The organism is Nocardioides hankookensis (assembly GCF_042658885.1).
Classification (GTDB): Bacteria; Actinomycetota; Actinomycetes; order Propionibacteriales; family Nocardioidaceae; genus Nocardioides; species Nocardioides hankookensis.
On sequence record NZ_JBHSRJ010000002.1, the window covers coordinates 293,102 to 305,574 of the forward strand.

11 protein-coding genes and 1 tRNA gene are annotated in these 12,473 nt (G+C 69.4%); 6 read left to right on the plus strand and 6 right to left on the minus strand.

The genetic code is table 11. From position 1 onward, the window contains the following. Positions 1 to 38 precede the first annotated feature (38 nt). A complete protein-coding gene (locus ACFPYL_RS04320; RefSeq protein ID WP_379150712.1) occupies positions 39 to 1,388 on the plus strand; it encodes an MFS transporter in 1,350 nt (449 codons plus the stop codon). A gap of 59 nt (positions 1,389 to 1,447) precedes the next feature. Here ACFPYL_RS04320 and rarD read toward each other — a convergent pair whose 3' ends face one another. From rarD to ACFPYL_RS04335, 3 genes are all read right to left on the minus strand, one after another. Beyond that, positions 1,448 to 2,359, minus strand: a complete 912-nt coding sequence (rarD, locus tag ACFPYL_RS04325) for an EamA family transporter RarD (protein WP_379150715.1) — start codon at positions 2,357 to 2,359, stop codon at positions 1,448 to 1,450. Positions 2,360 to 2,486: 127 nt separating this feature from the next. Then, on the minus strand, positions 2,487 to 3,572 hold the full coding sequence (locus tag ACFPYL_RS04330) for a 2-oxoacid:ferredoxin oxidoreductase subunit beta (protein ID WP_379150717.1): 1,086 nt from the start codon (positions 3,570 to 3,572) through the stop codon (positions 2,487 to 2,489). Next, on the minus strand, positions 3,569 to 5,506 hold the full coding sequence (locus ACFPYL_RS04335) for a 2-oxoacid:acceptor oxidoreductase subunit alpha (RefSeq protein ID WP_379150720.1): 1,938 nt from the start codon (positions 5,504 to 5,506) through the stop codon (positions 3,569 to 3,571). Before ACFPYL_RS04335 ends, ACFPYL_RS04330 begins: the two co-directional genes overlap by 4 nt. 332 nt (positions 5,507 to 5,838) lie before the next feature. Here ACFPYL_RS04335 and ACFPYL_RS04340 point away from each other — a divergent pair, with 332 nt between their 5' ends. From ACFPYL_RS04340 to ACFPYL_RS04355, 4 genes are all read left to right on the plus strand, one after another. Continuing rightward, positions 5,839 to 6,849, plus strand: a complete 1,011-nt coding sequence (locus tag ACFPYL_RS04340) for a sulfate ABC transporter substrate-binding protein (RefSeq protein WP_379150722.1) — start codon at positions 5,839 to 5,841, stop codon at positions 6,847 to 6,849. Beyond that, complete coding sequence (cysT, locus tag ACFPYL_RS04345; protein WP_379150725.1) at positions 6,849 to 7,694, plus strand: sulfate ABC transporter permease subunit CysT; 846 nt, start codon at positions 6,849 to 6,851, stop codon at positions 7,692 to 7,694. Before ACFPYL_RS04340 ends, cysT begins: the two co-directional genes overlap by 1 nt. Further along, on the plus strand, positions 7,687 to 8,520 hold the full coding sequence (locus tag ACFPYL_RS04350) for a sulfate ABC transporter permease (protein ID WP_379150727.1): 834 nt from the start codon (positions 7,687 to 7,689) through the stop codon (positions 8,518 to 8,520). Before cysT ends, ACFPYL_RS04350 begins: the two co-directional genes overlap by 8 nt. Positions 8,521 to 8,596: 76 nt before the next feature. Continuing rightward, positions 8,597 to 9,577 carry a sulfate/molybdate ABC transporter ATP-binding protein gene (locus ACFPYL_RS04355; RefSeq protein ID WP_379150729.1) on the plus strand — a complete coding sequence of 327 codons (981 nt, stop codon included), beginning with the start codon at positions 8,597 to 8,599 and terminating at the stop codon, positions 9,575 to 9,577. Here the strand turns inward: ACFPYL_RS04355 and ACFPYL_RS04360 are convergent, their stop codons facing one another. Both ACFPYL_RS04360 and ACFPYL_RS04365 read right to left on the minus strand, forming a co-directional pair. Then, a complete protein-coding gene (locus ACFPYL_RS04360) occupies positions 9,578 to 10,594 on the minus strand; it encodes a hypothetical protein (protein ID WP_379150732.1) in 1,017 nt (338 codons plus the stop codon). After that, on the minus strand, positions 10,591 to 11,082 hold the full coding sequence (locus ACFPYL_RS04365; RefSeq protein WP_379150735.1) for a YajQ family cyclic di-GMP-binding protein: 492 nt from the start codon (positions 11,080 to 11,082) through the stop codon (positions 10,591 to 10,593). The genes ACFPYL_RS04360 and ACFPYL_RS04365 overlap by 4 nt, the downstream gene beginning before the upstream one ends. A 92-nt stretch (positions 11,083 to 11,174) precedes the next feature. Here ACFPYL_RS04365 and ACFPYL_RS04370 point away from each other — a divergent pair. Beyond that, positions 11,175 to 11,256: transfer RNA gene (locus tag ACFPYL_RS04370), tRNA-Tyr, on the plus strand. 53 nt (positions 11,257 to 11,309) lie between these two features. Here the strand turns inward: ACFPYL_RS04370 and ACFPYL_RS04375 are convergent. Next, a complete protein-coding gene (locus ACFPYL_RS04375; RefSeq protein WP_379150738.1) occupies positions 11,310 to 12,470 on the minus strand; it encodes an alpha-hydroxy-acid oxidizing protein in 1,161 nt (386 codons plus the stop codon). Positions 12,471 to 12,473: the final 3 nt, after the last annotated feature.

Here is a 12,473-nt window from a genome sequence, read left to right on the forward strand (position 1 = left end):
GGCGACGGGGGAGGTCCCCGCGGGAGAGAGTGTCGGTGATGTTCGCCGCCCTCCTGCGCCACGCGCGCCCGCCGTCGCCCCTCGCCGGTCGCCTCGCCGTCCAGTCGCTCCTCTTCGCGCTGGGCGAGGGGACGTTCATGACCGGCTCGGCCGTGTTCTTCACCCAGATCGTGGGGCTCTCGGCCGCCCAGGTGGGCCTCGGCCTGACCCTGGCCGGGGTGGCGTCCTTCCTCGCCGCCCTGCCGATGGGCAAGCTGGTCGACCGCTTCGGCCCCAAGAAGATGTGGGCGCTCAGCGCGACCGGCCAGGCGGCGATGTTCGCGCTGTGGCCGTTCATCACCGACTTCCAGGGCTACGTCCTGATGGCCGTCGGCATGGAGGTCATCGGCGCACTCGGCGGAGCCGCGCACGGCGCCTACACGATCGACGTGCTGCCGCCCGACGAGCGCGTGCGCTCGCGGGCCTACATGTACTCGGCGCTCAACGTCGGCTTCACGCTCGGCTCCCTGGTCGGCGGCATCGCGCTCGCCTTCCACTCCGACGACCTGCTGCACTCGGTGCCCTGGTTCACCGCGGCCGTCTTCCTGGTCAACGCGGTCGCGATCAGCCGGCTGCCCCGGGCTCCGCACGACGACCGTACGCCGGAGGACCGCAAGGCCAAGGTCCCCGGACCCGGTCCGATGCGCAACCTGGGCTGGTTGCTGACGTCGTTCTTCACCGGCGTCTTCTGGACCAACCAGGTGCTGCTCAACATCGTCATCCCGCTCTGGCTGGTGGAGCAGACCGACGCCCCCCGGGTCCTGCTGGCGTTCCTGTTCGGCACCAACACCGTGATGTGCATCTTCCTGCCGATGGCGGCGGCGCGAGGCGTCGAGGACGTGCCGACGGCGCTGAAGGCGGTCCGGATCTCCTCCACCTTCTTCGTCGTCTCCTGCCTGATCACGCTGGCGACGCACGACACCCTCGGGTGGACCACGATCGCCCTCGTCTGGCTCGGTCACGTCACCGTGACCGGCGCCGAGCTCTACCTCTCCGCCGCGACCTGGGCCCTCGAGGCCGAGCTGATGGACCCGCGCCAGCGCGGCGCCTACAACGGTGCCGCCGAGTTCAGCGGCACCCTCGGCAAGGTGTGGGCGCCGGCGCTCTACACCTTCCTGGCGATGAGCTGGGGCGCCGCCGGCTGGATCGTCATCGCCGGCATCATCGTGGTGGCGACGATCGCCATCCACCCCTCGACCCGCCTCGCTCGGCGCTTCCTCGAGCAGCACGTCCCGGCCGATGTGCTCGCCGACGCCCGGGCGTCCACGCACGTCGCCGAGGACGAGATCGCGACCGGCCCGCCCTCGCTGATCGACACCGAGCAGCCGGCGACCCGTCCTGGCGGTTGAGCTGGGCCTCGCGCACGCTCGAGTTGGGCCTCGTGCGCGCCCGAGTCGGGCCGGGAGCGTCAGGCGGCGGTCGTCGCCTCGACCGTGAGGCGCAGCTGCCGGCGCCGGTGGTTGACCGCCTCGACGGTGAAGATGACCAGCGCGATCCAGACCAGCACGAAGCCGGCCCACCGCCCGGCCGGCATGTCCTCGTGGAACCACAGCACGCCGAGCGCGAACTGGATGATCGGCGCGAGGTACTGGAGCAGCCCGAGCGACACCATCGAGACCCGCGTCGCGGCGCCCCCGAAGCAGATCAGCGGGACGGCGGTGATGATGCCGGTGGTCATGAAGAGCAGCGAGTGCCCGACGCCGTGCGAGGCGAAGTTCGAGCCACCGGTCGCACCCAGCCACGCGACGTACGCGAGCGCGAACGGCGCGATCACCGCCGTCTCGTAGGTCAGGCTGTCGGTGGCGCCCACGTTCGCCGTCTTCTTGCACAGCCCGTAGCTGCCGAAGGTGAAGGCCAGCACGAGCGCGACGTACGGCAGGCGCCCGTAGTCGAGCGTCAGCACGACGATGGCACCGGTCGCGATGCCCATGGCGACCCACTGGAGCGGTCGCAGCCGCTCGTGCAGGATCACCACGCCCATCAGCACCGTCACCAGCGGGTTGATGAAGTAGCCGAGCGACGTCTCGACGACGCGGCCGTTGTTCACGCCCCAGATGTACGTCGCCCAGTTGATGCTGATGACGAAGGCGGCGACCGTCAGCAGCAGCCGAACCCGCCGCTCGCGCCAGATCGCCCGGAGCTGCGGGCCGCGGCGCAGCACCAGCAGCAGCACGAACATCGTGACGCACGACCACAGCACCCGGTGGGCCAGGATCTCGAACGCGCCGGCCGGCTCGAGCAGGGGCCAGTAGAGCGGGAAGAGGCCCCACATCGCGTACGCCGCGACGCCGAGCAGCAGACCACGGCGGGCATCGGGCACCGGCTCAGGATAGGGGGATGGTTAGGGGGCGCCGCCAATGGGTATTCGGGCGGTGCGTTGATACACAAAAGGGTCCCCGCTCTCGGGCGGGGACCCTTTGTCTGTGCCGGTGGTGCGGTGCGGTGACCTAGACGATCGTCCAGGTGTCGCCACCGCCGATGAGCGCTGCGAGGCGGTCGGTGGGGTCGCCGGGAGCCGCTTGCTGGGCCGAGGCGATCTGGGCGCGGGCGCCGTCGTCGTACGTCGGCCGCTCGACCTGACGGAAGATGCCGATCGGCGACTGGTTGAGGTAGCCGGAGTCGGTCAGCCGCGAGATCGCGAACGCCGTCGTCGGGTCGGTGTTGTGCGCGTCGTGGACCATGATCGCGTCCTCGCCGACATCGGCCACCAGCGCGACCTTGACGCCGCCGGTCTCGGTGTCGCGGACCAGGCCCTTCGAGCCGTTGCCGAAGAGGATCGGCTCGCCGTGCACCAGCGGGATGATCGCGTCGGCCTTGGTGTCGTTGTTCTTGATCGCGTCGAACGCGCCGTCGTTGAAGATCGGGCAGTTCTGGTAGATCTCGACGAACGACGTGCCGCGGTGGGCGGCGGCCGCGGAGAGCACCGAGGTGAGGTGCTTGCGGTCGGAGTCGATGGTGCGCGCGACGAACGAGCCCTCGGCGCCGAGCGCCAGCGAGACCGGGTTGAAGGGGTGGTCGAGCGAGCCCATCGGGGTCGACTTGGTGATCTTGCCGGCCTCGGAGGTGGGGGAGTACTGACCCTTCGTGAGGCCGTAGATCCGGTTGTTGAAGAGCAGGATCGTCATGTTCACGTTGCGGCGCAGCGCGTGGATCAGGTGGTTGCCACCGATCGAGAGCGCGTCGCCGTCACCGGTGACCACCCAGACCGACAGGTCCTCGCGGGCCGTGGCGATGCCGGTCGCGATCGACGGCGCCCGGCCGTGGATCGAGTGCATGCCGTAGGTGTCGAGGTAGTAGGGGAACCGCGACGAGCAGCCGATGCCGGAGACGAAGACGATGTTCTCGCGGCGCAGGCCCAGCTCGGGCAGGAAGCCCTGCACCGCCTTGAGGACCGCATAGTCGCCACAGCCGGGGCACCAGCGGACCTCCTGGTCGGAGGTGTACTCCTTGCCGGTCTGCGGCTGGTCGTTGGTCGGGACGAGCTCGACGCCGGAGCGCAGCCCGGGGAAGGGCAGCTCGGTGCTGGTGCTCACTTCGCCTCCTCGGAGGTCGTGACGGACAGGTCGATCTCGACGCCCTCGGCCTCGGCGACCAGGCCGCCGATGGCCTCGGCGAGCGCGGCCGCCTTGATGGGCATGCCGTTGACCTGGTTGTAGCCGATGGCGTCGACGAGGTACTTGCCGCGCAGCAGCAGGGAGAGCTGGCCGAGGTTCATCTCGGGCACGAGCACCTTGTCGTAGCGCTTGAGGATCTCGCCGAGGTCGTTCGGGAACGGGTTGAGGTGACGCAGGTGCACCTGGGCGACGTTGAAGCCGGCCTTGCGGACCCGGCGGCAGCCGGCGCCGATCGGGCCGTACGTCGAGCCCCAGCCGATCACCAGGACCTTGGCCTCGCCGCTGGGGTCGTCGACCTGGAGCGGCGGGAGCGAGTCGGCGATCCGGTCGACCTTGGCCTGGCGGATCCGCACCATGTAGTCGTGGTTGGCCGGGTCGTAGGAGATGTTGCCGGTGTTCTTGGCCTTCTCGATGCCACCGATGCGGTGCTCGAGGCCGGGCGTGCCCGGGATCGCCCACGGCCTGGCGAGGGTGTCCTCGTCGCGCAGGTAGGGCCAGTACTCCTCGGACTCGGTGCCGTCCTTGGCGACCACGGTCTGGTTGCGCTCGGTGGCGAACTTCGGGTCGATCGACGGGAGGTCGGCGATCTCGGGGATCCGCCACGGCTCCGAGCCGTTGGCCAGGTAGCCGTCGGAGAGCAGCATCACCGGCGTGCGGTAGGTGATCGCGATCCGGACCGCCTCGAGCGCGGCGGTGAAGCAGTCACCGGGTGACTGGGGCGCGACGATCGGGACCGGGGCCTCGCCGTTGCGGCCGAACATCGCCTGGAGCAGGTCGGCCTGCTCGGTCTTCGTCGGCAGGCCCGTGGACGGGCCGCCGCGCTGGACGTCGACGACGACCAGCGGGAGCTCGGTCATCACGGCGAGGCCGATCGCCTCGGACTTCAGCGCGATGCCCGGGCCGGAGGTGGTGGTGACCCCGAGCGAGCCCGCGAAGGACGCGCCGATCGCGGCGCCGATGCCGGCGATCTCGTCCTCGGCCTGCAGCGTCGTCACGCCGAACGCCTTGTGCTTCGAGAGCTCGTGGAGGATGTCGGAGGCCGGCGTGATCGGGTAGGAGCCCAGGAACACGGGGAGCCCCGACTGGACGCCACCGGCGATCAGGCCGTAGGCCAGCGCCAGGTTGCCGGTGATGTTGCGGTAGGTGCCCTGCGACATCGGGGCCGGCTTGATCTCGTACTGGATTACGAAGGCCTCGGTCGTCTCGCCGAAGTTCCACCCGGCCTTGAACGCCGTGATGTTGGCGTCGCGGATGTCGGCGACCTTCGCGAAGCGCTTCTCGAGGAACGCGATGGTCGGGTCGGTCGGACGGCCGTACATCCACGACAGCAGGCCGAGCGCGAACATGTTCTTCGCACGGGCCGCGTCCTTGCGGGACAGGCCGAACTCCTTGACCGCCTCGACGGTCATGCCGGTCAGGTCGACCGGGGTCACCTGGAACTCGCCGAGCGGGTCGTTCGCGTCGCCCAGCAGGTCGAGCGGGTTGGCCTCGTAGCCCGCCTTGTCGAGGTTGCGCTTGGTGAAGTCGTGGGTGTCGACGATGATCGCCGCGCCCTTGGGCAGGTCTCCGACGTTGGCCTTCAGGGCGGCCGGGTTCATCGCGACCAGCACGTCCGGCGCATCGCCGGCGGTGAGGATGTCGTGGTCGGCGAAGTGCACCTGGAAGGACGAGACGCCCGGCAGCGTGCCCTGCGGCGCCCGGATCTCGGCCGGGAAGTTCGGCAGCGTCATCAGGTCGTTGCCGAAGACGGCCGACTCCGACGTGAACCGGTCACCGGTGAGCTGCATGCCGTCACCGGAGTCGCCCGCGAACCGGATGATCACCCGGTCGAGCTGCTTGACCTGCTTGGACACTGTGCGCCCACTTCCCTCTGTTGCTCTGCTCGTGCTGTCGGTGCCCGCACTCCAGCCGCAGGGCGGCGGACGGCCTCCTCGATCGTACTCACGGTACGGAGAAACTGGAACACGTTTCAGTTTCTCGCGTGGACCCCGCGTGCACGGCCTCCCACGATAGTCCGCCGCCCCTGGCCGTCGGACGCGTCTCCCCTGATGGATCCGTGATCCACCACACATCATATATTTTCCCGCCACAATGACCCCAATGCCAGTTACTTTGACTAAGTTCACTACTCTGCTCGTCATTGACTAAAAATGGTCCCGGGTGCGGGGTCAGGAAAGAGAAGGCGATGAACAAGACGATCAAGGTTGCGGTGGCCCTGTCGGCCGCCGGGGTGCTGGCCTTGACGGGGTGCTCCAGTGACTCGTCCGGCGACAGTGGCGACACCGTCAACGTCGTTGGTTACTCCGTTCTCCAGCAGGCCAATGAGGGAGTCATCGACGCCTTCAACGACACCGACGCCGGCAAGGACGTCGACATCAAGGGCTCGTACGGCGCCTCGGGCGACCAGAGCCGCGCCGTCGTCGCCGGCCAGAAGGCCGACGAGGTGCACCTGTCGCTGGAGCCCGACGTGACCCGCCTGGTCGACGAGGGCATCGTCGCGAAGGACTGGAAGGACAACGAGACCAAGGGCATCTGCACGACCTCCGTCGTGGTCATGGTCGTCAAGTCCGGTAACCCGAAGGGCATCGACAGCTGGGACGACCTGGCCAAGCCCGGTGTCGGCATCGTCACCCCCAACCCCGCCTCCTCCGGTTCCGCGAAGTGGAACCTGCTCGCGGCGTACGGCTCCGTCATCGGCGACGGTGGCACCGAGGCCGAGGCCGAGACCTACATGAAGAGCTTCTTCGACAACGTCGTCGCGCTGCCCGACTCGGGCCGCGACGCGACCACCGCCTTCACCAGCGGCACCGGCGACGTCCTCCTCTCCTACGAGAACGAGGCCATCCTGGCCCGCCAGAGCGGCACCGACTTCGACTACGTCATCCCCGACTCGACGCTGCTCATCGAGAACCCGTGCGCCCTGACGACGGACGCCTCGGACTCGGCGAAGGCGTTCCTCGACTTCCAGAAGAGCGCCGACGGCCAGAAGCTGTACGCCGAGACGGGCTACCGCCCGCTGACCGACGTCGGTGACCTCGAGGTCAAGGGCGCCAACGACGAGAGCGACCCCTACCCGGACCCGGCGAAGCTGCTGACGATCGACAACGACTTCGGTGGCTGGGCCGAGGCCAACACGAAGTTCTTCGACGAGAACGACGGCATCCTCACCAAGATCCAGGCGGAATCGGGCCAGTAATGGCCTCAGCCGTAGCAGTGGGCGGCCGGCCGACGCGCAAGCGTCGGTCGGCCTCGTCCAGTTCCCTGACACGAGGGTCGGCCTTCGGGCTCGGCGTCTCCATGATCTGGTTCAGCCTGCTGGTCCTGATCCCGCTGTCCGCGATCATCGTCAAGGCCGCCGGTGGTGGCCTGTCGACGTTCACGGACGTGCTCACCAACGACAACACCAGAGCCGCGCTCACCCTCACCGTGGTGTCCTCGCTCATCATCACCGCGATCAACATGGTGATGGGCACCATCATCGCGTGGGTGCTGGTCCGCGACCGGTTCCCGGGCAAGGCGCTGCTGGACCTGATCATCGACATCCCGTTCGCGATGCCGACGATCGTCGCGGGCCTGGTGCTCCTCTCGCTCTACGGGCCGGAGAGCCCGATCGGCGTCGAGGTCAGCAGCACCCGTTGGGCGGTCCTGCTCGCGATCGCCTTCGTGACGCTGCCCTTCGTGGTGCGCACGGTGCAGCCGGTGCTCGAGGAGCTCGACACCGACGTCGAGGACGCCGCGGCGTCGCTGGGCGCGACCCGGTTCACGACGTTCCGCCGGGTGGTCCTGCCCTCGCTGGTGCCCGCGATCTTCGCCGGTGCCGCGCTGTCCTTCGCCCGAGGGATCAGTGAGTACGGCGCTCTGGTGCTGATCAGCGGCAACCTGCCTCGCAAGACCGAGGTCGTCTCGGTGCGCCTGTTCTCGTTCCTCGAGGGCGGCAACACCGAGGCAGCTGCCGCGGTCGCGACCATCATGCTGCTCGTGGCGCTCCTCGCGATCGTCGCGCTCGACGTGATCCAGCGACGGGTGGCCCGACGTGGCTAGCTCGAGCCGGGCCGTCGCCAACGGGTCGCCGGTCGTGAAGTGGGTGCTGCGGCTCCTGGTCATCGGCTACCTGTTCATGCTGGTCGCGTGGCCCACGGCGTACGTCGTCAAGCACACGTTCGCCGACGGCCTCACCGGCATCCAGGACGCACTCGCCGACCCGGACGTCGTGCATGCCCTCAAGCTCACGGCCCAGATCGCCGTGATCGCGGTCGTCATCAACACTGTCTTCGGTGTCGGGATGTCCCTGCTGCTGGTGCGCAAGACGTTCATCGGCAAGCGCGCGCTGTCGGTGCTGATCGACCTGCCGCTGTCGGTGTCGCCGGTGGTCGTCGGCCTCGCGCTGGTGCTCGTCTACAACGGCCGGTTCGGCTGGTTCGGGCCCTGGCTGGAGGACCACGGGATCCAGGTCATCTTCGCCAAGCCCGGCATGATCATGGCGACCTGCTTCGTGATCCTGCCCCTGGTCATCCGCGAGGTCGTGCCGGTGCTCGAGGAGCTCGGGGACGACCAGGAGCAGGCGGCGCGCAGCCTCGGGGCGAACGCGCTGCAGACCTTCCGGCGGATCACCCTGCCCGGCATCAAGTGGGCGGTCGTGTACGGCGTGGTGCTGAGCCTCGCCCGCGCCCTCGGTGAGTTCGGGGCCGTCAAGGTCGTCGCCGGCAACGTCGGCGGCGAGACCCAGGTGGCCACCGTCCTCGTCCAGCAGAAGTACCAGAACTTCCAGCAGGACACGGCGTACTCCGTGGCATTCATGCTCGTCTTCATGGCGGTGCTGTGCCTGGTCGTCGTCGCCCTGCTGCGTCCGAAGGAGCAAGAGTCATGAGCGAACGAAGTGAGCGAACCATTCAGTACAGCGTGCTAGGTGCCTCATGCGCGCACGGAGCGAAGCGAGTACGTGCATGAGCATCGAGATCAAGGGCGTCAACAAGAAGTTCGGTGACTTCGTCGCGCTCGACGACGTCAACGTGTCCCTGCCCACCGGCCAGCTGACCGCCCTGCTCGGGCCGTCGGGTGGCGGCAAGTCGACCCTGCTGCGCATCATCGCGGGCCTCGACTCGGCCGACTCCGGCACGATCAGCATCGAGGGCACCAATGCCACCGAGCTGCCGCCGCAGAAGCGCAACGTCGGCTTCGTCTTCCAGCACTACGCGGTCTTCAAGCACATGACGGTGGCGAAGAACGTCGCCTTCGGCCTGGAGATCCGCAAGCGGCCGAAGGCGGAGGTGGCGGCGAAGGTCGACGAGCTGCTCCGCCTGGTGCACCTCTCGCAGTTCGCCCACCGGCTGCCGTCGCAGCTCTCGGGCGGTCAGCGCCAGCGGATGGCGCTGGCGCGGGCGCTCGCCGTCGAGCCGACCGTGCTGCTGCTCGACGAGCCGTTCGGCGCGCTCGACGCGAAGGTCCGCAAGGAGCTGCGCGACTGGCTGCGTCGCCTGCACGACGAGGTGCACGTGACCACCGTCTTCGTGACGCACGACCAGGAGGAGGCCATGGAGGTCGCCGACGAGATCGTCGTCATCAACGAGGGCCGGGTCGAGCAGGTCGGCACCCCCGACCAGCTGTACGACGAGCCGGCGAACGACTTCGTGATGGGCTTCCTGGGCGAGATCACCACGCTCAACGGCGTGATGCTGCGCCCGCACGACGTGCACATCTCGCTCGCTCCGCAGCTGCCCGGCGCGGCCGAGGGCACCATCTCGCGCCTGCTCCGGGTCGGCTTCGAGGTGCGCGCGACGGTGCTCACCGACGACGGCGACGAGGTCACCGTCGTGCTCACCCGCACGCACGCCCGCCAGCTGGGTCTCGACACCGGCGTGCGGGTCTGGGTCACCGCCGCGTCGGGTGCGCTGACGATGCCGGCGCTGAGCGCGGCCGCCGGCTGATCAGGGGCGGACCGAGGAGACGAAGCGTCGAGCGTCGTCGGCCTCGGTCCGCCACTGGCTCGGCCGGGCGCTCCAGGTGACCCAGGCGTCGCCGGTGGCGACCGTGACGGCCCGCCACGTGCCGGTCGGCGCCTGGTAGGGACCGGGCTTCCGCCGCACCGTGAGCCAGGTCAGCCGGTCGGAGCCCGGCTCGTGCTCGACCTCGGTGACGCTCTTGCGGGCGCGCAGCCGGTCGGCACGCTCGTCGAGCGTGATCGGCGGGTCCAGCTCGATCTCGGCGTACCTCAGCAGCGATGCCCGGCCGGGGCGCAGGTAGAGGTGGCACCGGTCGGAGTAGAAGTCGATCGACTCGGTCTGGGGGACCGGCGGCCGGAAGGTCACGGTGCGGCCGCGCGAGCGACAGGTGCTCCGGTCGCTGCGCACCAGCCCCACGCTCCGGCGTACGGCGCGCGAGGTCGCTGCGTCCGGGCCCTTGCGGTGCGGGGTGGTCCAGCTCAGGCGTACGCCGCGGGCCTGGACGACGCGGACGTCGAGGTCCTGGCCGTCGCAGTAGCAGTAGTAGGCCAGCCGCTCGCCGCGGTGCGGGTCGAAGACCGGGACGTCGGCGGCGTAGCGGATGTCGCTGACGGAGTCGTCGCCTCCCTCGTCCTCGAACGGGTCGACGTCGCGCTCCTTCTCCGCCTTCAGCGTCCCCAGCGGGCCGACCGAGATGGCCAGGTCTCGCCCGAAGCCCGGCCCGGCGAAGTCGCAGCCGGCGCCGCCGCGCGACGTCGGGTGGTAACCGGGCGGGACGCTCACCTGGACCGCGAGCCCGGTGTTGCTGTCCGGGCGGCGCAGGTCGGAGCACTGCGCGAACGTGAACCCCGTGGGCACGCCGCTCGTCGCCGGACGGAAGGGTCGGGGCTCCTGCCGCGTCGTGCCGCCGCCTCGATCCGCCGCGGGATCGCCGCCATCACCGCCCGAGCACCCCGCCGTCGCGAGCGCGACGGCGAGGAGCAGGGCGGCGTACCGGTTCACCGGTAGTTGGTGAACTGCACCGCGAAGTCGTAGTCCTGCCCCTTGACCAGGGCCTGCACGGCCTGGAGGTCGTCGCGCTTCTTGGAGGAGATGCGCAGCTCGTCGCCCTGGATCTGCGCCTTGACGCCCTTGGGGCCCTCGTCGCGGATCAGCTTGGAGATCTTCTTGGCGTCCTCCGAGGAGATGCCCTCCTTGAGCGCGATCCCGATCTTGGACTGCTGGCCGGACTGACGCGGCTCGGAGGCGTCCAGGATCTTGAGGCTCTGCTGACGCTTGATCAGCTTGTCCTTGAAGACGTCGAGCACGGCGTTGGCCCGGTCGTCGGCCGACGCGGAGATCTCGATCGCCTGCTCGCCCTGCCACTCGATGGTGGCGCCGGTGCCCTTGAAGTCGAAGCGGGTCGCGATCTCGCGGGCGGTCTGGCCGAGCGCGTTGTCGACCTCCTGGCGGTCGATCTTGCTGACGATGTCGAACGACGAGTCGGCCATGTCTTCTCCTCTGGCGTTTTCCTGATGCTGGTGAGCCTGCGCTATTGTTTCGCCTTGTTGTCGTGGAGCCAAACGGCTCGCGAGGACACCCAGGCAGGTTGCCCGAGCGGCCAATGGGAGCGGACTGTAAATCCGTCGGCTTTGCCTTCGAAGGTTCGAATCCTTCACCTGCCACAGGGAACGCTGGCCCCCGCCTCAGGCGGGGGCCAGCGCGCTTTCCGGGTGTCTCAGACGCGGACGAGCACGTCGCGGGTGAGCTCGGCGACGCTGGCGTAGCCGTTGAGGCCCATCGTCAGGTCCGCCTCGGCGAGCAGGCACGAGAGCACGAACTCGATGCCGGCCGTCCCGCCGAGCACGGCGCCGTACCCGTAGGGCCGGCCGATGCCGACCGCGGTGGCGCCGAGCGCGAGCGCCTTGACCACGTCGGCGCCGGAGCGCACGCCGGAGTCGAAGAGGACCGGCATGCCCTCGGCGGCGTCGACGACTCCGGGCAGCAGGTCGAGCGCCGGTGCGCTGGCGGCCTGACGACCTCCGTGGTTGGAGCAGTAGATGCCGTCGACGCCGGCGTCCTTGGCCCGGCGTACGTCGTCGGGGTGGCAGATCCCCTTGAGCAGCAGCGGCAGGTCGGTCAGCTCGCGGAGCCAGGCGAGGTCGTCCCACGTCAGCGTCGGGTTGCCGAACGTGAAGGCCCACTGGATCGCGGCGGCGCCGAGGTCCTCCTCGGGTGGCACCTCGAGCTTGGCGCGGAAGACCGGGTCGGAGGTGTAGTTGGCCAGGCAGGCGCCGCGCAGCTGCGGGAAGGTCGCGTGCTGAAGGTCGCGCGGCCGGTAGCCGAGCGTCCAGGTGTCGAGGGTGACCACGATGCCGCGGAAGCCGGCCGCCTCGGCACGGCGTACGAAGCTCTCGGCGAGCTCGCGGTCGTTGGGCGTGTAGAGCTGGAAGAAGCCGGGGGTGTCGCCGAGGGCGGCGGCGACGTCCTCCATCGGGTCCTGCATCAGCGTCGACGCCACCATCGGCACTCCGGACGCGGCAGCGGCAGCCGCCGTCGCGACGTCACCGTGCTCGTCGTCCGTCATCACGCCGAGCACGCCGATCGGCGCCATGAAGACCGGCGCCGGCAGGGTGTGGCCGAAGAGGTCGACCGACAGGTCGCGCTCCGCGGCGCCGGAGAGCATCCGCGGCAGGATGCCCCAGCGCTCGAACGCCGCGACGTTGGCCCGCTGGGTGTGCTCGTCGCCCGCGCCGCCGGAGACGTAGTCCCACAGCCGGTGCTCCATCTTCTCCTGCGCCGCGGCCTCGAGCCCGGCGAAGGTGAGCGGGTACGCCGGCGTCTCGCCGCCGAGTCCCGCGAAGTAGAGCCCGAGCTGGAAGTCGGAGTAGTTCGCCATGCC